The organism is Streptomyces sp. H39-C1 (assembly GCF_027158125.1).
Lineage (GTDB): Bacteria > Actinomycetota > Actinomycetes > Streptomycetales > Streptomycetaceae > Actinacidiphila > Actinacidiphila fildesensis.
This window is the reverse complement of record NZ_JAPVLS010000114.1, coordinates 1-25,915: the sequence shown is the minus strand read 5'-3', so window position 1 is coordinate 25,915 and position 25,915 is coordinate 1. Positions and strand designations below refer to the sequence as shown.

26 protein-coding genes and 3 pseudogenes are annotated in these 25,915 nt (G+C 70.1%); 10 read left to right on the top strand and 19 right to left on the bottom strand.

What is annotated here, in order from left to right; translation table 11 throughout:
- Positions 1-931 (top strand): leucyl aminopeptidase family protein (locus O3W51_RS42175; protein ID WP_269289063.1); only part of this gene is annotated, 931 nt, incomplete at its 5' end.
- A gap of 177 nt (positions 932-1,108) precedes the next feature.
- On the opposite strand, the pseudogene O3W51_RS42170 reads toward O3W51_RS42175, so the two are convergent.
- The 9 genes and pseudogenes from O3W51_RS42170 to O3W51_RS42130 form a co-directional block, all read right to left on the bottom strand.
- Positions 1,109-1,348: pseudogene (locus tag O3W51_RS42170) on the bottom strand (carbohydrate-binding protein); the annotation flags it as partial.
- Positions 1,349-1,351: 3 nt separating this feature from the next.
- Positions 1,352-1,738: a hypothetical protein gene (locus O3W51_RS42165; protein WP_198358774.1), complete on the bottom strand. Its 387-nt coding sequence runs from the start codon at positions 1,736-1,738 to the stop codon at positions 1,352-1,354.
- Positions 1,739-1,856: 118 nt separating this feature from the next.
- Entirely contained in the window at positions 1,857-2,300 is a 444-nt protein-coding gene (locus O3W51_RS42160) for a VOC family protein (RefSeq protein ID WP_198358776.1), read from the bottom strand.
- 158 nt (positions 2,301-2,458) lie between these two features.
- A pseudogene (locus O3W51_RS42155) lies at positions 2,459-3,443 on the bottom strand (phosphotransferase family protein).
- A 57-nt stretch (positions 3,444-3,500) separates the two neighbouring features.
- Positions 3,501-4,340: a class I SAM-dependent methyltransferase gene (locus O3W51_RS42150; RefSeq protein WP_138352094.1), complete on the bottom strand. Its 840-nt coding sequence runs from the start codon at positions 4,338-4,340 to the stop codon at positions 3,501-3,503.
- Between the two features lie 196 nt (positions 4,341-4,536).
- Positions 4,537-5,532: a TolB family protein gene (locus tag O3W51_RS42145; RefSeq protein ID WP_138352008.1), complete on the bottom strand. Its 996-nt coding sequence runs from the start codon at positions 5,530-5,532 to the stop codon at positions 4,537-4,539.
- A complete protein-coding gene (locus tag O3W51_RS42140; RefSeq protein ID WP_331284142.1) occupies positions 5,529-6,707 on the bottom strand; it encodes an MFS transporter in 1,179 nt (392 codons plus the stop codon). The genes O3W51_RS42145 and O3W51_RS42140 overlap by 4 nt, the downstream gene beginning before the upstream one ends.
- 198 nt (positions 6,708-6,905) lie before the next feature.
- On the bottom strand, positions 6,906-7,721 hold the full coding sequence (locus O3W51_RS42135; protein ID WP_381586653.1) for a chitosanase: 816 nt from the start codon (positions 7,719-7,721) through the stop codon (positions 6,906-6,908).
- A 66-nt stretch (positions 7,722-7,787) separates the two neighbouring features.
- Positions 7,788-8,993: pseudogene (locus O3W51_RS42130) on the bottom strand (alkaline phosphatase family protein); the annotation flags it as partial.
- 889 nt (positions 8,994-9,882) lie between these two features.
- Between O3W51_RS42130 and O3W51_RS42125 the strand changes: the two are divergent.
- Entirely contained in the window at positions 9,883-11,295 is a 1,413-nt protein-coding gene (locus O3W51_RS42125; RefSeq protein ID WP_232485910.1) for a lamin tail domain-containing protein, read from the top strand.
- Between the two features lie 287 nt (positions 11,296-11,582).
- Positions 11,583-11,780, top strand: a complete 198-nt coding sequence (locus O3W51_RS42120; RefSeq protein ID WP_138352010.1) for a hypothetical protein — start codon at positions 11,583-11,585, stop codon at positions 11,778-11,780.
- A 91-nt stretch (positions 11,781-11,871) separates the two neighbouring features.
- On the opposite strand, the gene O3W51_RS42115 is transcribed toward O3W51_RS42120, so the two are convergent.
- Complete coding sequence (locus O3W51_RS42115) at positions 11,872-12,621, bottom strand: dienelactone hydrolase family protein (RefSeq protein ID WP_138352011.1); 750 nt, start codon at positions 12,619-12,621, stop codon at positions 11,872-11,874.
- Positions 12,622-12,730: 109 nt separating this feature from the next.
- Here O3W51_RS42115 and O3W51_RS42110 point away from each other — a divergent pair, with 109 nt between their 5' ends.
- The 3 genes from O3W51_RS42110 (at position 12,731) to O3W51_RS42100 (ending at position 15,126) form a co-directional block, all read left to right on the top strand.
- Positions 12,731-13,213, top strand: coding sequence for a MarR family winged helix-turn-helix transcriptional regulator (locus O3W51_RS42110; RefSeq protein ID WP_138352012.1), 483 nt, complete (start codon positions 12,731-12,733; stop codon positions 13,211-13,213).
- Between the two features lie 122 nt (positions 13,214-13,335).
- Positions 13,336-14,178 carry an alpha/beta fold hydrolase gene (locus tag O3W51_RS42105; protein WP_138352013.1) on the top strand — a complete coding sequence of 281 codons (843 nt, stop codon included), beginning with the start codon at positions 13,336-13,338 and terminating at the stop codon, positions 14,176-14,178.
- 93 nt (positions 14,179-14,271) lie between these two features.
- Entirely contained in the window at positions 14,272-15,126 is an 855-nt protein-coding gene (locus O3W51_RS42100; RefSeq protein WP_138352097.1) for a helix-turn-helix domain-containing protein, read from the top strand.
- 63 nt (positions 15,127-15,189) lie between these two features.
- On the opposite strand, the gene O3W51_RS42095 is transcribed toward O3W51_RS42100, so the two are convergent.
- The 7 genes from O3W51_RS42095 to O3W51_RS42060 all read right to left on the bottom strand — a co-directional run bounded on the left by O3W51_RS42095 (position 15,190) and on the right by O3W51_RS42060 (position 22,016).
- Positions 15,190-15,411: a helix-turn-helix domain-containing protein gene (locus tag O3W51_RS42095; RefSeq protein WP_138352014.1), complete on the bottom strand. Its 222-nt coding sequence runs from the start codon at positions 15,409-15,411 to the stop codon at positions 15,190-15,192.
- On the bottom strand, positions 15,411-15,902 hold the full coding sequence (locus tag O3W51_RS42090) for a DUF2975 domain-containing protein (RefSeq protein ID WP_138352015.1): 492 nt from the start codon (positions 15,900-15,902) through the stop codon (positions 15,411-15,413). The genes O3W51_RS42095 and O3W51_RS42090 overlap by 1 nt, the downstream gene beginning before the upstream one ends.
- A 433-nt stretch (positions 15,903-16,335) precedes the next feature.
- Positions 16,336-17,361, bottom strand: a complete 1,026-nt coding sequence (locus O3W51_RS42080; RefSeq protein WP_307811567.1) for a hypothetical protein — start codon at positions 17,359-17,361, stop codon at positions 16,336-16,338.
- Positions 17,362-17,614: 253 nt separating this feature from the next.
- The gene (locus tag O3W51_RS42075) at positions 17,615-17,755 is read right to left on the bottom strand and encodes a hypothetical protein (RefSeq protein ID WP_187145181.1); all 141 of its coding nucleotides are present in this window, start codon (positions 17,753-17,755) and stop codon (positions 17,615-17,617) included.
- A 104-nt stretch (positions 17,756-17,859) separates the two neighbouring features.
- Positions 17,860-18,891 carry a cation diffusion facilitator family transporter gene (locus O3W51_RS42070; protein ID WP_187145180.1) on the bottom strand — a complete coding sequence of 344 codons (1,032 nt, stop codon included), beginning with the start codon at positions 18,889-18,891 and terminating at the stop codon, positions 17,860-17,862.
- A gap of 219 nt (positions 18,892-19,110) precedes the next feature.
- Complete coding sequence (locus O3W51_RS42065) at positions 19,111-19,788, bottom strand: hypothetical protein (protein WP_269289053.1); 678 nt, start codon at positions 19,786-19,788, stop codon at positions 19,111-19,113.
- Between the two features lie 149 nt (positions 19,789-19,937).
- Positions 19,938-22,016: a BTAD domain-containing putative transcriptional regulator gene (locus O3W51_RS42060; RefSeq protein ID WP_269289051.1), complete on the bottom strand. Its 2,079-nt coding sequence runs from the start codon at positions 22,014-22,016 to the stop codon at positions 19,938-19,940.
- A gap of 164 nt (positions 22,017-22,180) precedes the next feature.
- Between O3W51_RS42060 and O3W51_RS42055 the strand changes: the two genes are divergently transcribed.
- From O3W51_RS42055 to O3W51_RS42045, 3 genes are all read left to right on the top strand, one after another.
- Positions 22,181-23,248 carry an MDR family NADP-dependent oxidoreductase gene (locus O3W51_RS42055; RefSeq protein ID WP_164293281.1) on the top strand — a complete coding sequence of 356 codons (1,068 nt, stop codon included), beginning with the start codon at positions 22,181-22,183 and terminating at the stop codon, positions 23,246-23,248.
- A gap of 5 nt (positions 23,249-23,253) precedes the next feature.
- Positions 23,254-23,865, top strand: coding sequence for an NAD(P)H oxidoreductase (locus tag O3W51_RS42050; protein WP_138352018.1), 612 nt, complete (start codon positions 23,254-23,256; stop codon positions 23,863-23,865).
- Positions 23,866-23,951: 86 nt separating this feature from the next.
- Positions 23,952-24,371, top strand: coding sequence for a RidA family protein (locus O3W51_RS42045; RefSeq protein ID WP_138352019.1), 420 nt, complete (start codon positions 23,952-23,954; stop codon positions 24,369-24,371).
- 30 nt (positions 24,372-24,401) lie between these two features.
- Here O3W51_RS42045 and O3W51_RS42040 read toward each other — a convergent pair whose 3' ends face one another.
- Entirely contained in the window at positions 24,402-24,815 is a 414-nt protein-coding gene (locus tag O3W51_RS42040) for an SgcJ/EcaC family oxidoreductase (protein WP_187145179.1), read from the bottom strand.
- 202 nt (positions 24,816-25,017) lie between these two features.
- On the opposite strand from O3W51_RS42040, the gene O3W51_RS42035 reads away from it, so the two are divergent.
- Positions 25,018-25,395 carry an STAS domain-containing protein gene (locus O3W51_RS42035; protein ID WP_138352021.1) on the top strand — a complete coding sequence of 126 codons (378 nt, stop codon included), beginning with the start codon at positions 25,018-25,020 and terminating at the stop codon, positions 25,393-25,395.
- Here the strand turns inward: O3W51_RS42035 and O3W51_RS42030 are convergent.
- Positions 25,388-25,771 carry a winged helix-turn-helix transcriptional regulator gene (locus O3W51_RS42030; protein ID WP_138352022.1) on the bottom strand — a complete coding sequence of 128 codons (384 nt, stop codon included), beginning with the start codon at positions 25,769-25,771 and terminating at the stop codon, positions 25,388-25,390. The two genes, O3W51_RS42035 and O3W51_RS42030, sit on opposite strands and share 8 nt — an antisense overlap.
- Positions 25,772-25,915 lie beyond the last annotated feature (144 nt).

Genomic DNA, 25,915 nt, shown 5'->3' with positions numbered 1-25,915 from the left:
GCCCGGCCAGGACCTGACGCCCGCACTGTTCGCCGAGCAGGCGGCGAAGGTCGCGGCCGACAGCGGGCTGCGATGCGAGGTGTGGGACGAGGAGCGCATCGCCGCCGAACGCCTCGGCGGCCTGCTCGCGGTCGGCCGCGGCTCGCTGCGCCCGCCCCGCCTGGTCCGGCTGACCTACCGGCCGGACCGGCCGGTGGGCCGGTACGCGCTGATCGGCAAGGGCGTCACCTTCGACGCTGGCGGACTGTCCCTCAAGCCCAGCGCCGAGATGCTCACCATGAAGGCCGACATGGCGGGAGCCGCGGCCGTGCTCGGCGCGATGTCGGTACTGACCGGGCTGGGGTGCGGCACGCAGGTCGACGCCTGGCTGCCCCTGACGGAGAACATGCCCAACGGCGACCCGGTACGCATCGGCGATGTGCTGCGGATGCGCGGCGGCCGCACGGTCGAGGTGCGCAACGCCGACGCCGAGGGACGGCTCATCCTGGCCGATGCCCTGACCCTGGCCGGCGAGTGCGCGCCGGACGCGATGATCGACGTGGCCACCTTGACGGACGCCGCCCCCATCGCCCTGGGCCGGAAGATCGCCGCTGTGATGGGCACCGACGACGTCCTGGTGGACCGCATCCGACAGGCCGCCGGGCGGGCCGGCGAGCCGGTCTGGCCGCTGCCGCTGTCCGACCGCTACCGCTGGCAGTTGGAGTCACCGGTCGCCGACCTGGTCAACTACACCATCGGCAACCGGCACGGCACCGCGCTGCTGGCCGGCCTGTTCCTGCGGGAGTTCGTCCCTGCCGGCGTCCCCTGGGCCCACCTGGACATCCAGGGCACCGCGTTGTGCGACGCCGAGGACGGCGAGTGGGTGCACGGCGCCACCGGCTTCGGCGTGCGCACCCTGGCCGCGCTGGTCCGCGAACCGCCGGCGACCTGACACCCACGTTCCGGCACCACCGTGGGCAGCACCGGCCGGACTGGCGGCGCGCCGTCGTCACCGGTCCTCTGATCCGTCGCTCCGGCACGGTACCCGCCGCGCCCGGTAGCAGTTCCGCACGGCGTGCGGGGCCTCTCCGAGCGGCGGGGAGCAGAACGGAGAGGCCCTCGATCCTCCTCAGTGACCGAAGTCGAACCAGTTGACATTGACGTAGTCGGCCGGCTGGCCGCTGGTGAAGGTGAGATACACGTTGTGCGTGCCCGTCACGGCGGAGATGTTCGCCGGCACCGTCTTCCAGGCCTGCCGGCCGCCGGAGTTGGCGACGGACAAGCTGCCGATCGGGGCGGCGGTCTGGCTGTCCAGCCGGACTTCGACCAGGCCGCTGACGCCGCCGGCCGCGCCGCTGGCGACCCGCGCCCGTCAGTCGACGGGCCCCCTCTGCCGGGGTATCCGCGCGGGAATGCCGTACGAGATGAACAGGTCGATGACCGTCGTCGCCCGTTCCCGCGCAGCATCCGCGTCGAGGCCGTCGCTGTCGGGATGGAAGCGCCAGATACCGGGAGCCGGGACGCTGACGGCCCCGGTGGCCGCGATGGTGGCCAACGCCGTGAGCACCATGCCGTCCGTCAGGTTCGTGTGCCGAGCCACCCACTCCCGGTCGGGGATGGGGAACTCCCCCTCCACCAGACCCGCGGGCCGCGGCCCGCTCATGATCCACTCACAGAGCGCCTCATGTACCCGGTCCACGTTCGCCAGCACGATGTCAAAGAGCTGCTCGCGTTCACGGCCGATTCCGAACGGACTCACGCAGATCCCCCCTCCGGGTCCGCGGGCGCGGGCCTCCACCAGTTGCAATGCGGTGGCCCACCCCTTCCGTTGCAGCCCGCGCGACTTCAGGCCGAAATGGCTGCCGGAGCCTCCCCCGTCACCCGCTCGCGGGCGGCTGCGTCACCGTCTTCCCGCCCCACTCCTCCGGCGCCACATCGGCCAGCGTCTGCGAGAACGTCCATTGATGCCCCGCTGGGTCCTCCACCGCGTACTGCCGCTCCCCGTACTCGAAGTCCGTCGGCTCCATGACGATCCGCGCCCCCGCCGCGCGAGCCCGCTCGCAATGCGCCCGGACGTCCTCCACCCGCACCATCACCGCGTGCGTCACTTCTCCCGCCCGCGGCGGCCGGCGATCCTGGCGCACGTCGCCGACGATCACGGCTCCCTCCCCGAAAGCCAGCTGCGCCCGGTGGTCCTCACCGATACGGACGCGCTCCACGAACCCGAAAGCCGCACCGAGCCACCCGACGGCCGCACGGACATCGGGATAGATCAGGACGGGGACCACCGTGGCCGCGGGAATGGAACGGTTGGCCTTCATACCGGGCTCCAGACGTTCAACTGGCCTCGCTCGAACCGCCACACTAAACGCAAACAGGTGCCGCCACCGCTCACCCTCGCCGCGTCAGGGGGCGTCGATTTCACGGACACCGCACGTGGGAGCCCGGCCCCCTTCGGGCGCCGCAAGGTGGGAGACGATCAGCCGAAGCGGCGGAAGAGCTCCTCAAGGTAGTCCTCCAGCCTGCTGGCGAGCAGGTCCGGAGTCAGGTCATCGCGTCCCACTTCCCGCCAGGGCACCGCGACCTTCTCGGCGTCCGGCGCGAAGGCGAGCGCATCCAGGACGCGCCAGTACAGGTGAGCTGCCGGGTCCTCGTCCAGCGTGCCTCCGGATGCCAGATACCGATCGGCCAGCCGCATTCCCTTCTGGGCGCCGTGCAGGAGAGCCAGGGCCGTGGAACAGTGCGCCACGTCCAGATCGGCAGGGCCCCAGGACGTCTCCACCCAGTCGACGACGCCGGTGATCTCCAAACGGGCGCCCTGCCCGGTGAAGAGCACGTTGCCGGGGTGGAAATCCCGGTGCAGGAAACAGGGCCGGTAGTCAGGGGGATCGCGCCGGATGACGTCCACAGCGCGCTGCCACAACTCCAGCCGCTCGGTGGATTCGGGCAGCCGCACCCGATCGGGCGACGTCCAGGCCTGGTACACGCGCGGTCGGGACGCGACCGGGAGCCGTACCTGGTGAATGGCGACGAGTTGGCGGGCCAGGAGCTCGGACCGCAGCCCCGCTTCTTCCCCACCCAACCGCACACTGCCGGGCAGCAGCGACATCAGCAACGACGGGTGGTCGCAGTACGCCGCCGTCGCGTCGACCCCGTGGAATTCCGCCACTGGCACATCGGTATCGCTGAGCAGGCGCAGGATGTCCGCTTCGCGAGTGAGCAACCCCTCGGCGTGCTGCACGAAGAACGGCTTCACGAACGACCTCAGCACCAGCCACTGCGGCTCTCCCGTTCCGCTGATGCGCACCCCGCCGCATTTCCGAAGTCCATCCGCCACGCAACCGTTCGGCGGCGTCGACGCGGCACCCCGCGCCGACACGCTCTTCCACCCAGGCCCGCGTGGCGGACCATCCCTGGTCATCAACATCCGCCCCTGCAAAGGCCTCACCCTCTTTCGCGACCATGCGAACAACCTATCGATCACCGCAGGCGCGGTCCCCGTCGACTCGATGTGGGGCTCGTCATGCCATAGGGCGTTCCGCGGTGACCGTGAAGTAGTCGAGGGTGCCTTCGTGGAAGGCATGCAGGAAGTTGCGCGGCCAAGTGCCCGGCTCCCAGGTTCGCGCCAGCCAGCGGTCCCAACCGGGCCACACCGACGCCCCGATCGAGGCGACACGCACCTCGGCCAGGCCGGCCCCTTCAAGGCTGCCGACCAGCAACGGGATGGTGTGCGCGACATCCAGACCGTTCGCGAACGTTTCGAGCAACTCGGCCAGCCGACCGGCGCCGGCGGGATCGGCGCCGGGGACGAAGAAGCTGGCGACGACGACGCGGCCACCGGGCCTCAGCACGCGTGCGGTCTCTCGGGCGAACGCGCCGAGGTCGCGGAAGTGCTGGGCGGCTTCGACGCTGTACAGGCAGTCGAACTCGCCATCACCGAACGGCATCTCCTCGGCCGCGCCCTGTGCGAAGCGCAGCTGCTCGGGGTCACGGGCCAGCAGATCGGCGTTGACCCGCCCGGCGCGCTCGAGCTGCTGTGGATGGATGTCCATACCGGTGACATGCGCCAAGCCGCACTCCTCGAGCGCCACCCCAGCACCGACCCCCAGCCCACAGCCCACCTCCAGAGCCCGTAGTCCCTCCGTGGGCGCCAAGGTACTGAGCACATGGCGGTACAGGGCCTGCTGACTGCTGATCCGGTCGTGTTCGGTCAGCGGCCGGTCCAGGTCGATGCCCTGCCAGTAACCGAAATTGATGAACCCTCCGCCGAACAGCGACAGCGAACTGAGATCGGCCGGACCGTACGTCTCCTGGACCGCGGGCGGGATCGAGGGCTGCGTCGCCCCGGAACGCTGCGTCATCTGCGCCACCTCCATGCTGAAGAGCACCCCGCCCCTCGGCGGACCGCACCCTCAGGTATCGGCGCATTCCGGTGCCGGCACAACCCCCGTGGCGGGTGATGTTGCCATCCTCGCCGATCGGCAACGCAGCGGGCCGCCTCCTGATGGGGCCGTCGCAGGGGCAGCCTTGGGCTCCCGCAAGTCCACCGGGAATGCGTCACCGCTGTGGGGTCACCGCGGCCGGGGAGTTGGCGTCGTGGATGAGGAGGCGGGGGGCGCCGCTGCCGTCGGCGGGGGCGGACCAGACGTCCCAGCCTCCTCCGTGGCGGGGCAGTCCGTACATCACGGTGTGGTCGTCGAGCCAGGCGGCCTGGTCGTCGACGCTGTGCTCCTCCGCCAGCGGGGTCTCCTTCATGGTGGCCAGGTCCAGGACGTAGAGGCGCCAGGGCCTGTTGGCGCTGGCGTTGACCCGCTTCTTGAACACGATGCGGGTGTTGTCGGGCGACAGGGAGGGGCATTCGACGTTGGTGCGCAGGGTGTGGGCGGTCCACTTCCGGAGGTCGCCCTGGATCAGGTAGGTGCGGCCCGAGGTGCGTGCCGTGGCGTAGAAGGTGTTGTCGTCGGAGGCGAAGGTGACGCCCCAGTAGTTCAGGTCCGCGGCGTGGTACGGCTTTCCGTCGAGGGTCAGCGAGATCTGCTCGATGCTGTTGACCAGGTGTCCGGTCCTGGTGTCGAGGATCGAGGTACGGGTCGAGAAGTCGTCCCGGAGGTAGGAGTCGCCCTGGACGAAGGTCGTCCAGGAGAGCATGGCTCCGCTGGCCGAGACCCGGGCCCGGTTGGGGAAACCCTCGGTCTTGACCTGCCGTACCTGGTGCAGGTCGCGGTCGAGCACCGTGACGTGGGTGGAGGGGACCGGGCCCTTGCGCTGCATGCAGATGCCGGTGCCGTGGGCGGCGTAGAGCCGGTCGCACAGCACGGTGCCGGTGGTCCGTGCCGCGTCGGGGCGGTCGCGGGGTACCGAGGCGATCCGGCCGAACGAGGCGCCCGGCGAGGTGTCGCGGAAGAGGATCTGCCCGGACATGTCCAGCCGTACGATCCCGCTCGCACCGCCGGCGGCGCTGTCGGCACGCGACCGGAGCACGTACCCGGTGACGGTGGTGGCCGCGACCAGGGCCGTCACCAACAGGATCAGAAGCCGGTTCCTGGCACTCATGCCGTGCTCTCCTCACGCAGGGGAAGGGTCATCAGGGCCGCGGCGATCGCGACGGCCAGGACGGAGAGGGCCACCGCGAGTGCGGTGTGCAGGCCCCACGCCGACCAGGCGGCGCCGAACAGCACCGAGGACGCCAGCGTGGCCAGTGACTGGCCGGTCTGGATCAGCGACATCCCGGCGGCCCGCAGGTGTTCGGGCACCATCGGACCGATGGCCGCCATGAGAACCCCGTCGGTGGCCGCGTAGAACAGCCCGTGCAGCACGAGAGTGGTGATCACCAGCACGGGGCCGCCCACCGGGCCGAACAGCGCCAGGTAGGCGAGGAGCAGTGCCCCGTAGCCGGCGACGAACACGCGCAAACGCCCCAGCCGGTCGGCGAGTTGCCCGAGCGGCATCGCCATCAGCAGGTACACGCCGGTGGTGCCCAGGGGCAGCAGTGGGAAGTACTCGGCGGAGATGTCCAGGCGCTGCTGGATGAGGAGGTAGACGAACGAGTCGCTGAGCGTCACCGCGCCGAGCAGCAGCACGCCGATGCCCACCCGGCGGAATCCGGGCCGGAGCAGCAGGCCGAGCACGTCGCGTACGGTCGCCCGCTCGTGCTGTTCCAGCGGCTGTCGCCGGTCGCGGACGAACAGTGCCAGGATCACGCACGCGAACGCGGCGATGCAGAAGCTGGCCACGAACACCGTGTCGTACCGGCCTGGCGTCGCCAGCAGCAGTGCGAAGGCCGCCAGCGGTCCGAGGAAGGCGCCGGTGGTGTCCAGCGCCCGGTGCGCGCCGAAGGAGCGGCCCAGTGTCTCCGGGGTGCTGCTCAGCGAGATCAGCGCGTCGCGGGGGCCGGTGCGCAGGCCCTTGCCCGTACGGTCGGCCGCGATGACCGCGCCGAGCGCCGGTACGGAGGAGCCGGCCGCGAGCAGGCCCAGCTTGCACAGTGCCGACAGCGCATACCCGCTGCCCGCCACCAGCTTGCGGCGCTGCCAGCGGTCCGCGGCGTGACCTCCGGCGACGCGGACCAGGGCGGTCACCCCGAAGTACATGCCGTTGAGCGCACCGAACTGCAGGGGGCTGAGACCGAGGGTGAAGATGACGTACATCGGCAGCACCGCGGTGATCATCTCGGAGGAGATGTCCGTGACCAGGCTGACCGATCCGAGCGCGAGCACATTGGAGTCCACGCCGGCCCACGCCCGGCGCCGGCCGGAGGTGACAGGGGCGGCAGGGACAACAGGAGCGGCAGGAGCCTCGGAGGATGGAGGACGCGCGGCCCGGCTCGTCGAGATGTACATGACTGTCCTCTCTTGCAGGAGCCTTCACGGGGCGGGGGGCCGCCGGCCGGACCGTTCCGGCCGGCGGGCCCGTGAGCAGGAGATGGATCAGTCGTTGATCGTGTACGGGTCGCCGTAGACCTTCCACTGCAGCGGCGGATTCAGGTTGAGGTTGCCGTTGTTGAGGAAGACCCGCTGTTCGGTGTCGACCCGGCTGGTGTCGCTGTGCGCCTCCTCGGTCTTCATCGCCGCCGCGCGGGCGTCGAGGAAGGCATTCAGGTAGGTGGTCTCGTTGCCGCCCTGGGCCGGGGTCTTGGCCTTCTTCATGGCGGTCTTGCGGATCCCGCCGAAGCTGGTCGCGTCGTCGCCGGGGCCGTGCATCACGATGGCGTCGTAGTAGGCGAACTGGCCGAGTGCGTGCAGGCCGTCGGTCATGGCCTGGCTGACGGCCGGGTTGAAGTACACCCGGTCGCGTTCGTCGTTCTGCGCCCGCTGGAACACGGTGTCCTTGGCCGCGGTGTGCCAGGCGGCCTCGAAGTTCGGGTCGAGTCCGGTGTGCGAGGCGCTGCCGTTGACCTTCTCCAGCGCGGGGAGGTACGCGGCCAGGACGTTCCCGGGCTTGAGGTCGGTGTAGTGCCGGACCAGGTCGAGCATGTCCCCGGTGCCGGAGCAGAAGCCGACGATCCCGGCGGTGTAGCCGCGGCCGTCACCGATGTCCTCGATGTACGTGTACTGCGACTTCCAGTCCAGCGAGGAGTTCTCCGCGCTGGAGACGAGCTCCATCGCGATTTCCTTCTTGTGCGGGTCCGTCAGATCGGCGCTCGACCCCCCGGGCGGGGTGGTGGGAGGTGTGGTCGGCGGCGTGGTAGGAGGAGTCGTGGGCGGCGTCGTCGGGGGCGCGGTGGTGCTCCCGGCGCCGTACACCTCGAACTCGTACAGCGAGTAGCCGTAGGCGGTGCCGCGCTGGCTGGCGGACATCCGCACGTAGCGGCCGTGACCGCTGATGGCCAGGTCGTCGGTGCCACCGTTGCCGGTGGTCGTGGAGTAGGCCGTCGTCCAGGTGCTGCCGTCCGTCGAGGTCTGGATCTTGTACGACTTCCCGTACGCCGATTCCCAGGTCAACTTGACGCGGCTGAGCGCGGTGTCGGCGCCGAGGTCCACCGATATCCACTGCGCGTCGGAGCCCTCCTTGCTGGCCCATCGCGTGGTGGCGCTGCCGTCCACGGCCTTGGCGCCGGAGTACGACGTGCTCTCGGTGGACGAGGTGCTGGTCGGCTTCCCCCGAGCCAGGTTCACCGACCCGGAGGGCGGTGTGGTGGGCGGGGTGGTGGGAGGAGTCGTGGGCGGGGTGGTGGGCGGCGTGCCCGTCACGTCCCAGATGTCGGTGATCGGCTTCGCCGTTGCCGCGCTGCCCAGGGCGGGCAGCCCGTACATGTCCTCCAGCGTGCGCAGGATCGAGTAGTGGTTGTACTTGGTGCTGGAGGTGACGCCCTTCTTGACGTTCGCACCGACGACCATGGTGGCGATCTTGTTGTCGGAGTCGTCGCCGTCGTCCTCGTCCCAGGTCAGGATGAGTGCGCTGTTGTGCGTCTTGGCCCACTGGACGTAGCCGTCGAAGTTCTTCTTCAGCCAGGCGTCGCCCTGCTTGACGGTGCCGTCGTGCATGTCGTTGTCGAGGTTCGGCGTCACGAACGACACGTCGGGGAGCTTGCTGTAGTCCGTGGGGAAGCGGCTGTAGCGCAGGTTCGAGGTCGCCGGGACGTTGGTGAAGTTGACCCAGCCGTTGTGCTTGCGGGCGTAGCCGTTGCTTCCGTCGTCGCCGCAGTCCTTCGATCCGTCGGCCGGCAGGTCCTCGGAGTAGCCGACGAAGGAGTGCCCGCTCGTCAGGAGCTGGTTGCCGAGGTTGTCCGACGTGTAGTCGTGCGGACAGTCGTCGTCGTTGACGCCGTGCGTGGAACCCGAGAAGAGCGCGATGTAGTTGCCCTGGCTGGGGTGCGTCGTCCCGTGCATGTTGGAGAACGACGCGCCCTGAGCGGCAAGGGAGTTGATGTACGGGGCGTTGGAGCTGCCGACGACGTCCTCGTAGAACTTGTTCTCCTCCGTCACGACCACGACGTGGTCGAACTGGGGGATCCCGTTGGCGGTCACAGCCGCCGGGGACGCCGTCGCGCCCTTCGTGCCGGCGGAGGACGCCATGGCCGTCGCGGTCAGACCGAGCAGGCCCACAGCCACACTCATGCCGGCGGCGAGGAGGGCGCGCCGCGACCGCTCGCCGCGCCGCGCGTGTGCCCCGTGCCCCCCGGGTGGGGGTTCGGTGCGCCGGGAGCGCAGGGGAGGGTAGGGAGGCGTCATGCTGATCTCCTTGAACAGGCGGAAGTGCTGTCGGTGCGATGGACCGACCTGAGCAGCGCCTGGGCGACATCCGGCAGGGCGGCGAGCCGGCACGCGCGGCATGGTGAACGCGTGCGGGACAGACGGCACTGCGGCAACAGGCATGGCGGGATACGACCGCGACGGCCGGGTCAGCTGCATGTCCACGCATGCAGGTGAGCGCGTCAAGTTCGGAACGTCCGCGCCGAGCCGCTGACCGGATTCTTACGCGGCTCGACGATGCCCTGTCAAGCGGTCCGGTTCGACTTGGCGCAGCCTCTTGACGAGGTATCGCAAGCGCTGATAATTCTTCCGGATAGGAAAGTTAACTAACAGATGTCTCCCGAGGGGAACCACGGAACACGGCGAGGTCAGGGCACGCGGCGACCGTGACCCCGGCCGCGCACACCCCCCGGAGCGACCGAAAACCGGCATGCCCGACCGCGGTGGCGAGGTGCTCCAGCCCGCAGCATCGGCGCCTCCCCTGGGCAGGCCGAGTTCGCCGTGGAACAGGTCGTATTCGCCGTGGGGCGGGCCGTGTTCGCCGTGTTCACCGAAGCCGATCCGGCGGCCGGGGACCGGAAGCAAGCCCGTTCCGTAACTCACCCGCACCGTTCGCAGCCCGCTCAGCCCCTGGACGCCGGCATGCCCGAAGCTTCGCCGGGAGCGCGAGCGCGCTTCCCCCTGCCCGACTCCTGAAAAGAGACCGGCCACCTTGCGTACACACTGGCACACACAAGCCCGCAACACCGCCGCCGCCCTGACCGTCCTCGGGCTCGCCCTTGGCCTGTCCGGCGCGCCGGCCTCGGCGCAAGCCCAGTCCACGGTCCGCATCAACGAGGTCGAGTCCAACGGCGGCAGCCCCGGCGACTGGATCGAACTCGTCAACACCGGCACCGCCGCGGTCGACGTGTCCAAGTGGATCGTCAAGGACAACGACAACTCCCACTCCTACAAGATCCCCTCCGGCACATCACTGGCCCCGCATGCTTACCTCGCGCTGAACGTCGAGTCGTCGTTCGGCCTGGGCAGCTCGGATGCGGCACGGCTGTTCAAGGCGGACGGCTCCACCGTGGTGGACTCCTACACGTGGACCTCCCACGCCACCACCACCTACGGACGCTGTCCGGACGGCACCGGCGCGTTCACCACCACCACCGCCCCGACCAAGGGCGCGGCGAACGCCTGCGGCGGGGGCGGACAGCCGTCCGACACCGTGTGGCCGGGCGGCGCGGGGGTCACCATCGCCGACACCTCGAACGCCTTCGGGGAGAACCTCAGCGGTCTGTCCTTCGAAAGCCCCGGTGTGCTGTGGGCGGTGAACAACGGCCCGGGCAAGCTCTACCGACTGGTCCCCAACGGCACGACGTGGCGTCCCGACACGGCCGGCGGCTGGTCCTCGGGCAAAGCCCTGCACTACGCGGGCGGCAGCGGTGACCCCGACGCCGAGGGCGTGGTCGTCACCCCCGACGGAATCTTCGTCGCCACCGAACGCGACGGCAGCCACGATTCCACCAGCCTGCCGAAGATCCTGCGCTTCGACGCCTCCTCCACCGCGTCCTCACTGAACGCGACCGCCGAGTGGAACCTCACTTCCGACCTGCCCTCCCTGCCGGCCAACTCCGGCCCCGAGGGCATCTCCTGGATCCCGGACACCTTCCTGACCGCGCACGGCTTCCACGACGAACAGGCTGGCGCCACCTACAACCCGGCCGCCTACCCCGGCCACGGCAGCGGCCTGTTCTTCGCCGGCGTCGAGGACAACGGCACCGCCTACGCCTACGCCCTGAACCTGTCAGGCGGCGGTTACACCCGCATCGCCACCTTCGCCAGCGGCTTCCCGAGCGTGATGGACCTGGAGTTCGAGCCCGCCACCGGACACCTGTGGGCGGCCTGCGACGACACGTGCCAGGGCCGCACCTCGACCCTCGACATCAACGCCCAGGGCAAGTTCGCCGTCACCCACACCTACAACCGCCCCACGGGAATGGCCAACTACAACAACGAAGGCTTCGCCATCGCCCCCCAGACGACCTGCACCGCCGGCCACAAGCCGGTCCTCTGGTCCGACGACAGCAACGACGGCGGCCACGCACTGCGCGCCGGCACCCTGAACTGCACCCCCTGACACCCACCGGACGGGACGGGGCGGCCGTCAACCGCCCCGCCCCGGTGCCGGAGGTGCCGGAGGTGCCGGAGCTCCGACGGAGGCCGTGATCCACAAGGACCACGGCCTTCGTGATGTCCCCCAAGACGCTGCTCCCCCATCTGCTGTCGGCGGATTGGCATCGGCGGCGCGAACGCGGGGGTCGTCGAGGACGTGACCCGGGCCCGCCACAGCGCGGGCCGGCCAGGGCATACGGAGTCGCGGCCTCCATCGGAGCGGTCTTCCGGTTGCGTTCGGCTGGTCTCATCGTGGGTCCGGATCGGCATACCCGGCTCCTGTCTTCCCGAAGGGACGTCCGCTCCGGAGACTGGAACGCGGGCGACAGCCACGCCATCACCCCCAAGGCGCTCTTCATCAGCAGCGGCTGGATCTGCCAGAACACCACGACCCAGGCCGCGATCCAGAGCTACGGCTTCCTCCCGTCGGCCTCCTGCGGCGTCTTCTGACGGGAGCGCGCGACCGGCGAACAAGGTGAAGGACTCCCCCGAACTCGCCACGCTCAGGCGCGACTTGCGGTTCGGTTTCCGAGCCGGAGTTTCAGCTGCTGACCAAGGTGCGGTCGAGGAGGGCGAGCAGGCCGTCCCAGTGGCGCTGCAAGGCGGAGGGGTTGAAGGCGTCGGTGTCGGACATGGTGAAGCCGTGGACGGTGCCGGGGTGGATCTCGGAGGTGTAGCCGAGACCCGCGGCATTCAGCGTCTGGTCGAGCTCGCTGATGGCCTCGGACGTCATGTCGTGCTCGGCGTGGCCGAGGTGGACCTGGGCGGCGATCTTGGGGACGAGGCGGTGCGGACTGTCGGGCGCGGCAGTGACCAGGTTGCCGCAGTGGAACCCGGCGACGGCGGCCACCTGGTCGGGGCGGGCCGCTGCGGTGCGCAGCGCCAGGACGCCGCCCATGCAGTAGCCGATCACGCCGACCGGTCTGGCACTGACCTCGGGCCGGCTGGTGAGGAACGCGAGGTAGGCGTCGGCGTCGCGCAGAGCACGTTCGGTGGTGTGCGCCTCGACCAGGGGCATCAGCTGGGCGACGACGGCGGGCCGGATCTCGTGTCCGATGTGCGCGGGGAGTTCCATCACCGGTGCCGGGCCGTGCCGGTAGTAGAGGTTGGGGACGAGCACGTAGTACCCGTGCCGGGCCAGTTCGCGGGCCCTCTCCTCCAGCTCGGGCCGCACGCCGAAGACGTCCGTGTACAACAGCACCCCTGGGTGCCGCTCGCCATGGTCGGGGAAGGCGGCGAAAGCGTCGGCCTGGCCGTCCGGGGTGGGAATCCGCAGTGTTCTGGTGGGCAAAATCTTCCGTCCTTGGAGTTCACTCAGACAACGTTTGTTGCACTAACGGTTGTGGCGCGAATGAACGTATATCGCTAGTCGAACTAACGCAACGGGTAGGATGGGCGCCATGAGCAACGCCGAAACAGCCGACATGCCCGACGACGGCGCGCCCAAGACGCCCGACAGGCTGCGTCGACGGGCGAGCCGACTGTTGTCGCAGCTGTCCACGCGGTCGGACCGGCTGATAACCGAGGGACTGGCCCAGGCCGACGCCCGCAAGTGGCACTACGCCGCGCTCGCTTCACTGCAGGAGTACGGGCCGGCCAGCCAAGCGGCGCTGAGCAGGCGCACCGGCATCTTCAGCAGCGACATGGTCGGCGTGCTCAACGAACTGGTCGAGCGTGACCTCGTCGAGCGGGGGCCGGACCCCGACGACCGGCGCCGCAACATCATCACGATCTCCGCCCAGGGGCGCCTTCACCTGCTGCGCCTCGACAAGGTCCTGGACGGCCTCCACGACGAACTGCTCGCGCCGCTGAGTCCGGCCGAACGCGACCAGTTCGTGGAACTTCTCAACCGCTTGCTGGACCACCACACCCGGAGCTCCTGACCCCGAGGGGCCTCCGACTCCCCTCCCCGCACACCGGCCGGACGAGCGCGGCATGCGGACGTCGGCTCCGCGACGACATTTGTACAAGACGGGTGGTCCGCGGCCCATGCATCATCCGTTGCATGAGTCAGGACGACGTTGAGTACAACGCGCACGGAATGCATGTGGTCCACAACGGCCCGCGGCACGCGCCGCCGCTGTTGCTCATCCACGGATCAGGCGCCTCGGGCGCCTCGTGGAGTCCCTTGGTCCCGGCACTGGCCAGCCACCATCACGTCATCCGGGTCGACCTCCCCGGGTGCGGCCAGTCCCCGCCCGCATCGTCATACGACGTGCCCGTGCAGGCGAGCCGGGTTGCGGCGCTGCTCGACGATTCCGGTCTTCGTCGCGTCAATGTGGTCGGGCACTCCAGCGGCGGCTACGTCGCCACCGCGCTCGCGGAGCAGCGCCCCGATCTGGTGGGGTCGCTCGCGCTGATCAGCACCGGCCCGAGCATCGATGCGTTCCTTCCGCAGCCGCTCATCCTGCGGGTCATGTTGACCCCGCCCTTCGGGCCGTTCGTGTGGTCGCGGCGTTCGGACGCGATGATCCGCAAAGGGATCAACGCGACGCTCGCCCGCCCGGTCGACATCCCGGACGCTGTGGTCGCCGACCTACAAGGCATCACGTACCGAGCGTTCAGGACGGTGCTGCGCCGGAACCTCGCGTACATCACCGAACGGAACGTACCCGAGCGTCTGACCACCCTCGATGTCCCCGTGCTGGCGGTCTTCGGCGCCGCCGATCCCCGCTGGGAGCCGTCCTCGGCCCATCAGTACGACGCGGTGCCGACCGCGCGGGTCGAGCTGCTGCCGGGCGTCGGCCACATACCCATGTGGGAGGCGCCCGAGACGACCGGCCGACTGCTGCTGGGCTTCGCTGCGGAGGGCGCCGACACCCCCTCCGCGATCCCCTCAAAGGATTAGGCTGGTTGCGTGTTATCGACCGGGGTTGCCTTCGACTGGGCGAGCGTGGACGTCACGGTCCCCCGCCCCTCTGATCGGCTGCCGGGAATCAGCATGGCCGGCTTCGGCCAGCGTGTCCCCACCTTCGTGGACATCGCCATGGTCGCGCACCCGTCCGTCACCCTGCTCGTCGATCTCAGCGAGGGAGACGGCCTCGTCTACGGCACCGCTGGTCGGCATGGGCGCGGCAGTGTCATCGTGGGGCTCCTCCCCGGAGATCTTCGGGCCTCCGGCCGGGTGGGCGAGTGCCTCCAGATCCGGCTGGACCCGGTCGCGGCGGCCGCGGTGCTCGGCTCGTCGACGGAGTTCTGCGGGACGGTGGAGTCCCTCAGGGATGTCTGGGGCCACGACGCCGAGCGGGCCGAGGACCGACTGCGCGCCGCCGCCTCGTGGGACGAGCGCTTCGCGATCGCGGTGGAATTCCTCGGCCGACGGATGACGGACCGCCGCCCATCGGTCGATGCGGAGGTCGCCCACACCTGGCGGCGGACGCTCACCAGCCGGGGGCGTATGCGGGTGGACGGCCTGGCGGACGAGGCCGGCTGGAGCCGCAAGCGCCTGTCGGCCCGCTTCCGGTCCCAGCTCGGCATCACACCCAAGCGAGCCGCCCGGCTGGTCCGGTTCGACCATGCCGCTCACCTCCTCGCGGCGGGCTTCGCCCCTGCGAGCGTCGCCTCCGCCAGCGGCTACGTCGACCAGTCCCACCTCCACCACGAGGTCAAGGCCTTCACCGGGCTCACCCCCACAGCCGTGGCCGCCGCACCGTGGCTCGCCATCGACGACGTCGCATGGCCGGGGTCATCGCCGACCAATCAACGCAGTACGGCCGCCCTCTACGGCTGTGGCCCGGAACGGCGGGTACCGGAAGCCGGGACCGAACGTGGCGGCCGCGGGGCCGGAGCGCGGTGACGTCCACGTGCCGCGGCAGGGGCCGGTGGTGCCCAACGTTGCTACGCCCGCCCCCGGGGCACGTCACCCGCCCGCGGCATCCTCGGCCTCCCAGCGCAGCAGGTCGCCCGGCTGGCACTTGAGCACTTCGCAGAGCGCGGCGAGCGTGGCGAAGCGTACCGCCCTGGCGCGGCCGTTCTTGAGTACCGCCAGGTTGGCGGGAGTGATCCCTACGCGCTCCGCGAGCTCGCCCACGGACATCTTCCGCCTGGCCAGCATCACGTCGATGTCGACGGTGATCGGCATCAGATCACCTCGTCCAGCTCGGCCTGCATCTGCGCCGCTTCGACGTCGCGCACCACGGCCTGGGCGAGCAGCATTCGCAGCACGAGCACGATGAGCGCGACCCCCAGGATGGCCACGCCGATCCCGGCCATGATCACGGTGACACCTGGGTCCTCCCGCTGGCCCGGCGCGTTGATGGCCGTGACCGCGAACCACACGAGGGCAGCCCCCACGATCGCGCCGATCACGCCGTCCACGTAGCGGAAGGCGGCGTGGGAGAACACGGTTCCGCGTCGCACCATCGCCACCAGCCGCCATACACAGACCAGGGCGACCTGGGCCGACACCATCCCCAGGATCGTGATCACGCGCAGTGGGGTCAGCGGGATCGATCCGTCCTCCGGGTCGTTCCCGCTGATCAACGTCCACAGCATCAACACCTGTACGAGCGCGGTGCCGGTGATCACCACCACGAGCACGGCGCGCAGCGCACCCACTGCCAGCTTTCCCATGACCCATCCATCCATCGAGCTACGATGGGAATCTATCGATTTTCGATAGGTCAGGCAAGTCCTGGACCGGAGGTCGGGCGGCGGTTTCACCTCGCGGCGGGAGCCGACCGTTCCGCCACCCGCGCCGACCGGCCACCTACGCCCATCTCATGGCGGCAAGGACGAGAGAGGCGACGGCCCCAGAAAAGTAGGCGCATCGCCCTCGCTCCCGAATCCGCCGCCCGCCTATACGCCCGCCCCGGCGTCACCTACCGACCCGTCAGCGGCGTCAGCCCGAGTCAGGTCGGCGTCGCTTGGGCACCCGCCGACGACACCAATCCCGTCATCCAGGACTTCGTCCACTGCTGCCTGGACACCAGACCCCCAACGACGTGAAAGTGCCCAGCCCCTTTCCCGCTCAACGGGCCGGCTTCGCGGCACTGGCCTCGCGCCACTAGAACGGGCGGGCGTACGGCTGCGCGCTCACGTCGTCGTAGATCCGGTGCAACCAGGGCTGACGGACGACGGGCAGCCGGGCCAGCGTGCTGCGGAAGACTCCCGAGTCGGGCCGGAACGGCCCCCATGGGTGGAGCGGCAGGGGATCATCGCGCAAGACACCGTCGGGCAGTCGACCACTCGCGGGAACCAGCAACTGTTCGCTGTGGAAAGCCAGATACGCCCACACCTCGGCGGCCAATGGCACGGTATCCGCGGTGCCGGACGGCTGCCATGCCCTCCCCGTCTGCGGATGCCGCGGAACCAGGACGATGGCGGCGGCGGGGTCCGGGGCCTGCAGGCCCGGTCCGGCCAGGACGGCTGTCTTCGCCGTCGGCCCGGACGGAAGCAGCGCGTCGAGCGAACGTCGGAAGATGTCCGCGACAGGGCCGTCGGGGACGGACACCGCTGTGCCCGCCGAGGCCGCCACCAGGTGGGCCAGCGCCGTGCCGACCGCCGCCGCCCATCGAGGGCTCCAGACCCCGGACGGCTCGACCGGCGGTGTGCCCTCCCGGTCGTTCGCCAGTGCCTCCCAACCGATCCACTGGGTCTCGGGGCCGTCAGTGGGAAGCCGGTGTACTGCCTTCGGGTCGAGCCACACCGCCTGCCAGCGCGAGCAGTCGTCGATGCGGGTCGCCACCGCCCGCCCGCACCCCTCGCATGCCAGATTCGGGCCGTCCCTCCCGTCCAGCCCGCAGCAGCCGCCATCACACTGCTCGAGCATCAGGACGGTACCGCGGGTGTCACCGGGGCTGACGAGGATCGCTCCGGGCGCCCCGAGGGACAGGGCAGAGACCGGCGCGAACACACCGCGGGTCTCCGCCTCCCCCTCACCGACCTCGTCCCACAACCGCCACGGTGGCCCGGAGGGCTCCGGATCGACGGCGTACGTCCCCGGGTCCATCAGCACGGGGAACAGCCCGTATCCATAACTCTGGTGAGCATGGTCGGGAAGCGCCACCCGCGACAGAGGAGCAGTCAGCACGGCGCCGCACCCCACACACGCGAACACTCCGGCCATACGCACTCCCCCGCCCCTGGAAAGCCGGATTATCCCGGCCCGACGATCGACCGCCAACACCTTTTGTGACCGCGCGGGGCTCAGGACGGGGCCGGCACCCGCCGACCAGATGATCGGGGGTCGGCCCGGGCCCTGTGCTCCCCCACGAGCCGCACCCTTCCCGATCACGGCAGATGCCCCCTCCCCCCGCCCGATCGAGCTGGCCGGCGCGGACCGTTCAGCTGTGCGCGAGTTCGGCCAGGGCATCGAGACGAGTGGGCGTCCAGCCGAGCTCGCGTTGGGCGCGGGCGCCGGTGAGTTGCTGGTCGAGTGCGAACACCTCGGCGATCGGACCCATCTGCTGCAGAGCCTCGTCCAAGGTCAGCGACCGGACGCTGCCGGGGCACCCGGCGGCGCGGACGGTCCGGAGATGGCTCCGGGCGTTGCGCGGTGCCACCCGCGAAGACAGCCGCAACCGGGAGGTCAGTGGTCGTGGGGGACCGAGCGGTGGACGGGTCCGTGGGAGTCGTCGCAGTGCGGGTCCTCGTCACCGCCGGGCGGCGTGGTGATCTGCAACAGGTCCGAATTGTCCTCCTCGCCGACGTGGTCGACCTGCAGGGTCGCGTGCTCGATGCGGTACTCGTCCTGGAGCAGCTGCCGCAGCGTGCGGCGTACGGCGTGGCAGTCCTTGCCGGGCTGGACCAGCACGTGGGCGGACAGGGCGTTCTGGCCGGAGGTGATCTGCCAGACGTGCAGGTCGTGGATCTCCACGACGGTGTCCTGCGCGGCGAGGCGGTCGCCGAGGGCGTCGGGGTCCACTCCGACGGGCGCGGCTTCGAGGAAGATCCGCGCCGAGTCACGGATCAGTCCGTACCCGGCCTTGAGCATCAGCGCGACGACGAGAAGGGAGGCGATGGCGTCCGCGCGCTCGAACCCGGTGGTCAGCACGATCGCTCCGGCGACCGCGGTCGCGATGAAGCCGAACAGGTCGGTGAGGATGTGCTGGTAGGCGCCCTCGACGTTCAGCGAGGTGCGGTTGGCCTTGGAGATCGACCAGGTCGCGACGAGGTTGACCGCCACGCCGACCAGGGCGGTGATCAGGACGAGGCCGCCGGTGACGGCGGGCGGCGAGATCAGCCGCTGGACGGCCTCGTAGGCCAGCCACACCGACAGGAGCAGCAGCGTCAAGCCGTTGGCCTGTGCGGAAAGGATCTCCACGCGCTTGAGACCGTAGGTGTAGTGCCCCTTCGCCGGCCTGGCCGCCAGGCGCATCGCGACCAGTGCCAGCACGATCGAGACGACGTCCGTGAGCATGTGCGCGGCGTCCGAGATCAGCGCGAGGGAGTTCGCGGCCACCCCGACGACAACCTCGGCGCACATGAACACGCCGATCAGCACCAGGGCGATCGTCAGCCACCGCCGGTCCGCATCCGCGGCCACCCCGTGCGAGTGCCCCGCATGACCGCCCCCACCGCCGTCGGGTCCGGCGGCGTGATCATGCCCGTGGTCACTCACAAGGACCTCCAAGGTGTGCGGACGGATGCGGCTGGGGTCAAGTGAACCGCAGCAACGCCGCTTCCACCAAAGGTTGTAATGGGGACCGTTACCACTGTCACCTGCGGCGATGTGGCAGTACTCGCGGCGCACCGGCCGGCTCGACGGGTTTCGCCCGGGTGGCCGCGACGGAGCGGGCACCCGGGACGGACCTTCGCCGTCCGTCGCCCACGTCCGTTGTCATTGCGCCGCCGCCTCTCCCACAGGGAGCGTGGGCAAGTGGCGTAGGTGGTCGTCAGGGTCCAGGTCGCGGCCCTGCTGGAAGGCGGTGGCGAACGCGTCCATGCCCAGGGCCTCGGTCGCGCGCGCGGTGGCGCGGGCGACGTCGCCGCGTTCGGCCGGGGGAAGCGGGGTGCCGACCGACTCCCGGAGGGCGGCGGCCGTGCCGAGCAGGCCGGCGGCGGGGGTGGATCGGCTCGCCAGTGCCTGAGCGCCGGCCAGCCCTTCGAGTGCGAGCGCGACCGCCCGGGGATCGCCTGTCCTGCGTGCCGCGGTCAAGCCCTCCAGGTGCAGTACGTACGCCTGCTGGGCGTCGCCGCGCTGCTCGGCGACGAAGCCGAGCTGCGCGAGGATCAGCGCCATTCCGGAATGCACACCCATCCTGCGGTTCCAGTCCAGCCAGGGCCGCAGGTGCTTCTCCGCCGCATCGAGGTCGCCCTGCCGACGGGCTCCGAGGGCGAGTCCGGTCTCAGCGAACTGCTCGGCGGGTCGGTGGGACTGCTCGGCGGCCAGCCGTCGGGCCCGTTCGTGGAGCTCTGCGGCGGACCCGTACTCCGCGGTGAGCAGTGCGATCCTGCCCAGTCTGGACAACCGGAACGAGACATCCGTCCACAGCTGGAGTTCCTCCGCGATGCGCACGCCGTCGCGGTGCAGACGCGCGGCCTCGTCGTAGTCGCCGGCGATCTCGGCCAGGATCCCCAGTTGTTCGGCGGACTGCAGTTGGCCCCATCGGTCGCCGAGTTCGGCGAACCGGGCCGCACTGTCGACGGCGTGCTCTCTGAGGGCTGTCAGGTCGCCCCGGTAGATGGCTTCCGTGGCGCGGGTGCCAGATCCGCATCCCCGTCGGCGCCGCCGTCCAGGCTGGACCCGGATGTGGCATCGGCCAGCGCGCTGCGCAGATTGGCGCTGTCGCTGTCGAGCCGACGCAGCCAGCGGCGCTGGTCGGGGCCGTACAGCCACGGTTCGGCGCGTTCGGCCAGCTCGGTGTAGTGGACCCGGTGCCGTCGGCGGGCGGCCCGGGTCTCACCGGCCTCGTCGAGCCGTTCAAGACTGTAGGCGGCGATCGACTCCAGCATCCGGTAGCGGGGCCCGTCCTCGCTGTTCAGCACGGTGACCAGCGAGCGGTCCACCAGCCGGGTCACGACGTCGAGGACGTCGTCGGCGGGTACGTCCTGCGCGGCGCAGACCTCTTCGGCTGCGGGCAGCGTGCATCCACCGGCGAAGACCGCCAGGCGGCTCAGAACGGAGCGCTCGGAGTTCGTCAGCAGCCCCCAGCTCCAGTCGATGACCGCGCGCAGGGTCTGGTGGCGCGCCGGTGCGTCGCGGCGCCCCGCGTTCAGCAGGCGGAAGCGGTCTCTCAGGCGCTCGGCCAGCTCGTGGACGCCCAGGGCGCGCACCCGGGCGGCCGCGAGTTCCAGCGCCAGGGGCATGCCGTCGAGACGCTCGCAGACCAGTGCCACCGCGTCGGCGTTGCCAGGGCCGAGGGCGAATCCCGGGGCGGCAGCCGCCGCGCGCGCCGCGAACAGCTGCACGGCGTCGGACTCCCGCAGCGGCTCGACCGCGTGCAGTGTCTCACCGGAGATCGCCAGCGGCTCCCGGCTGGTGGCCAGAATGCGCAGTCCGGGAGCGTGCCGCAGCAGGAACTCGGCCAGGTCGGCGACCGGCTGGACCAGGTGTTCGCAGTTGTCCAGGACGAGCAGGAGGCGTCGGGTGCCGAGCGCGTGGGCGAGCCGGTCTTCGGTCCGCGAGGACGGCGGGTCACCGGCGGCGTGATCGCGGATGCCCAGCACGTCGGCCACGGCAGTGGCCACGTCGGCGGTACCTCCGGTCCGTACGGTCTCGGCCGCGAGTTCGATCAGCCAGGTCCCGTCGGGAAAGGCGTCGCGGGCCGCTTCAGCGGCCGCCAGTGCGAGCCGGGTCTTGCCGACGCCACCGGGCCCGGTCAGGGTGACCAGGCGACCCGAGGCGAGCAACCCGCGCACCTGGACGACATCCTGGCCTCGTCCGATCAGGTCGGTCGATGCGGCTGGCAGGTTGGTGCGGGGCGCAGCGTCGGCGACGTCCGGGCCGGGCATCCGAGCCGCGTGGACGGAGGGGGCAGTAGGAGTCGGGTCGGGCACCAGGTCCGGGTCCTGCCGCAGGATCGCCCCGTGGAGGGCGACCAACTCGGGGCCGGGATCGAGCCCCAGCTCATCGGCCAGGTGTTCCGTCAACTCGCGATAGCTCTCCAGTGCCTCGGCCTGCCGGCCCGAGCGGTACAGCGACTGCATGTGGACGGCCCGCAGCCTGTCCCGTAGCGGATGCTCACGGACGAGGTCGCCCAACTCATCGGCCAGCGAACGGTGTTCGCCGAGCTCCAGGCGTATCCCGGCCAGCTCCTCCACCGCCGTCAGCCGTTGCTCGTCCAGCCTGATGGCGGCCGGCTGCGCGAAGGCGTGGTCGCGGAACTCCGCGAACGCCGGCCCGCGCCACAGCGCCAGAGCCTCCCGCAGCAGCGGCACCCGGCCGTGCGCGTCCGGCATCCGGCGGGCCTGCAGCGTGAGCGCGGCGAACCGACCGGAATCCAGCGCGCCGTCCGGTATCTGCAGCAGGTAGCCGGCCGGCCGGTGGACGACCAGCTCCCGGCCGCCGGGCTCGGCGAGCTCCAGCGCGCGCCGCAGTTGCGAGACCTTGGTCTGCAGAGTGTTGACCGGATTCCCCGGCACCGCCTCGCCCCACAGGTCGTCGACCAGACGGTCTGCCGAGATCGGCCGGCCGTGGTGGGCGAGCAGATCGGCCAACAGGGCCCGGACCTTGGGCTCGCGGACGGTGATCAGAGCCCCCTGGTCGGTACGGACCTGCAGCGGGCCCAACACTTCGAAGCGCATGGCGCCACGTTAACGCCCTCCTCAGGGTGGGCCGTGCGGGGCGGTTCCTGGACCGTGCGTGGGCCGTGGGAGCTCGTGCGTGGACCGTCAGTAGATCGTGCGCGGCCCCCGGCAAGGTGGTTCCCATGAACGACAACGGCACCGAACGAAAGAGGAAGCCCACCATGTCGAACCAGGCGAACCACACCAGCCCCGCGACCACAGCGAGCACGACCGGTACGGCGAACATCGTCTCCGGGGACATCCGGCTCGCGGCGCGCCCGGTCGGTGAGCCCACCACGGATACCTTCGAGTTGGTCCGCACCGACGTACCGGAACCGGCCGAGGGCGAGATCGTCGTCCGCAACACCTGGATGTCGGTGGACCCGTACATGCGGGGCCGGATGGACGACCTGCCCTCCTACATCCCGCCGTTCCCCCTCGGCGCCGCGCTGGAGGGAAGCGCCGTCGGCGTGGTGATCGCCTCGCGATCCGACAACGTTCCGGTCGGCGCTACCGTCTCCCACTTCCTGGGCTGGCGCGAGCACGCCGTTCTGGATGCCGCGGCGGCAACCGTCATCGACACCACCATCGCTCCGGCGCAGGCGTACCTGGGCGCGCTGGGCACCACGGGACTGACCGCCTACGCGGCGCTGACCCGGGTCGCACCGGTGCGCGAGGGTGATGTGGTGTTCATCTCCGCAGCGGCCGGGGCGGTCGGCAGCGTCGCCGGACAGCTGGCCCGCAAGCTCGGGGCGTCCAAGGTGATCGGCTCGGCCGGCGGACCGCAGAAGGCGAAGAAGCTGGTGACGGACTTCGGGTACGACGCCGCCATCGACTACCGCGCGGGCTCGCTGGAGGAACAACTCGCCCAGGCCGCCCCGGAAGGGATCGACGTCTACCTCGACAGTGTCGGCGGTGACCACCTGCGGGCAGCCATCGGCGCGATGCGCACCGGCGGCCGGATCGCCCTGGTCGGCGCGATCAGCCAGTACAACGCCACCATGCCGGCCGCCGGTCCCGACAATCTTTTCCAGGCGGCAGCCAAGGAGCTGACCCTGCGCGGCATGCTGGTCAGCAGCTACTTCGACCTCTTCCCCGAGTGGATCGGGCGCGCCGCGGGGTGGCTGGCCGACGGCACCCTGCGCACCGAGGAGACCGTGTTCGAGGGCATCGACCAGGCCCCGGCCGCCTTCCTCGGCATGATGCGCGGCGCCAACACCGGCAAGATGCTCGTCCGGCTGGACGGCTGACGGCCATGACACAACACGCCCTGCTGGTGCTCGCCCACCCGCGCAGTGACTCCCTCACCGCGCAGATCGCCCACCGCACCCGCGAACGCCTGATCGCCGACGGATACACCGTCGACCTGCTCGACCTGTACGCCGAGGGCTTCGATCCCCGCACCGGCCCTGAGGACGAGCCGGACTGGGCAGACCGTGACAAGCACTACTCCCCCGAGGTCCGGGCCCACATGGCACGGATCGACACCGCCGACGTCATCGTCGTGGTCTTCCCGCTCTGGTGGTTCGCCCTCCCCGCCATTCTCAAGGGCTGGATCGACCGGGTGTGGAACTACGGCTTCGCGTACGGCCGCAGCCGTCCTCGTCTGGGCGCCAAAAGAATGCTCTGGATCGGGCTCTCCAGCTACCCGCGCGAACAGTTCACGGAGCGCGGCTGGGACTCCGTCATCGACCGCCAACCCCGGTTGGGCATATCCGAGTTCTGCGGCATCAAGGACGCCACGGTGGAGTTCGTCCACGACTCCCTGAGCGCCGGCCCCCTCGCGCTCACCGCGGCCGACGCCGCCCTCACCGCCTTCCTCGGCGCGCCTGCCCATGCTGTCGAACCTGTCGCACCTGTTCAATGACCGTGCGGGCGACGCCAGGACACCTGACGACACGTACCACCACCGCGGCACCGCCGCACAACCCACAATCGAAGGAGCCACCACACATGAGCGACAACCGCACCCTCACCAACCCTGCCGGACTGCACGATCCCACCCCGTTCGGATACAGCCATGCCGCCTCCGCACCCGGCGAGTCGGTGTTCATCGGCGGTCAGTACGCCTCCGACGAAAGCGGCCAGGTCGTTCCCGGCGACTTCGCCGCCCAGGTCGAACGCTCCGTCGCCAACCTGCGCATCGCGCTCGCCGGCGTCGGTCTCGGCCTGGAACATGTCGTACGACTCGGCTCGTACATCGTCGACCACGACCTGGAGAAGCTGGAGATCCTCGGCAAGGCGCTGCACGGCGCCTGGGCCGACCGGCTGCCCGCCCAGACACTCGTCGGGGTCGCCGCGCTCGCGCTGCCCGGGATGCTCTTCGAGATCGACGCGGTCGCGGTCCGCCCGATCGAGAAGACCGACGCCTGATCCGGGACGGGATCCTGATGGACGGGCACGTCAGTCGGTGACGACCGCCGTGTTCTGGCCGACGGTCAGCAGCCAGCGGCCGTCGGCCTGCCGGGAGACGACGTACAGCGGAGCGCCCTCGCTCTCCTCCCCCGCGGCCAGGTAACGCTGACGGACCTTGACCGCCGCGACATCGGGGCGGATGAAGAACACGTGGATCACCTCGTAGGTGACCTTGCCGTCCCAGTTCGCCGCAGGGAGCACCTCGCGGGTGAACTCCGAGATCGCGTCGAGTCCGATGAGGACCTTGCCGTGGGCCGTCGTCCATACCGCGTCCGGGTGGAAGAGGCCGAGGAACTCCTCGGGGTCCTTGTTCCGCTGGGAGCGCTCGACGGTGGCGACGAGTTCGGTGATTGCTTCGATGGCTGCCGCGTGGGCCGTGGATTCCGTGGTCATGTGGATCATCGTTGTACTTCAAGTGGGGTTCAAGTCAAGCGGGTGATCGCATCGCAATGCGAGCACCGGACGGCATGGGCAGGTCTTCGAACCGCCCAGCGCACTCGCCGCGTTCCGCCCGCTCAATGGCCGCCGTTGTTCGAATCCGGCCGGAGCTGTGGCAAGATTGTTGTCTTACGACAACAGATCACTTGGAGCGACCGTGGAATCCATGTTCGCCCCCGTTCCACGGGGCGCCCGCCTGACGGTTTCCCTCACCCTGGGCGAACCCAGTGTCGTCACGGTCGCCGGAGAAGTCGACCTCGACGGGGTCGGTCCCGTGCGGGACGCGGTGGATCGCGCCCTGGACCATCACCCGCATCTGGTCTTCGACCTGGCCGGCGTGAGCTTCGGCGACTCCACCTTCCTCAGCACCCTTCTGCAGGCCCGCCTCCACGCGCTGGAGCGCTCCGGGAGCGTGATCCTGCTGGCTCCCAGCACCCCGGTTCTGCGTGTCCTGACCATCACCGGCGCCCTGGAGTTGTTCCCGGTCATGAACCAGGAAGAACGCCGACAGGCGGAACCCCGCCGGGACCTCGGCGTCAGCTAGCCGGGTGCGCTTGTCGCCGCGCGTGTTCGATCTCGTTGATGTGATTCTCCGTCCACTCGCGGAGCGCACTGATGGGCTCGGCCAGGCTGCGGCCGAGCGATGTGAGGTCGTAGTCGACCCGGGGCGGGATGGTGGGATGGATCGTGCGGGTGACGAACCCGTCGGCCTCGAGACTGCGCAGGGTTTGGGTCAGCATCTTCTGCGAGACGCCCTCGATGCGTCGACTCAGGTCGGTGTGTCGCATGGTGCCCCCAATGAGGGCGTCCACGACCAGGATCGTCCACTTGCCTGCGATGTGGTCGAGCACCTGGCGGGTCGGGCACTTCGCCGAGAAGGCGTCGGCCGGCAGTCCTGAGGACTCCACGATGGTCTTCATGAAGGGAGAGTAGGGCACTAGTGCTGAATTCCTCAAAGGCAGTAGACGTAGCGTCGGCGTAGGTGTCGGGTGGGTGGGGCGGGTCTGCCCCAGATCCAGGGTTTGGCGCGGGCGTTGAGTTGGGTTGTCGCGAGTTCGGTGGCG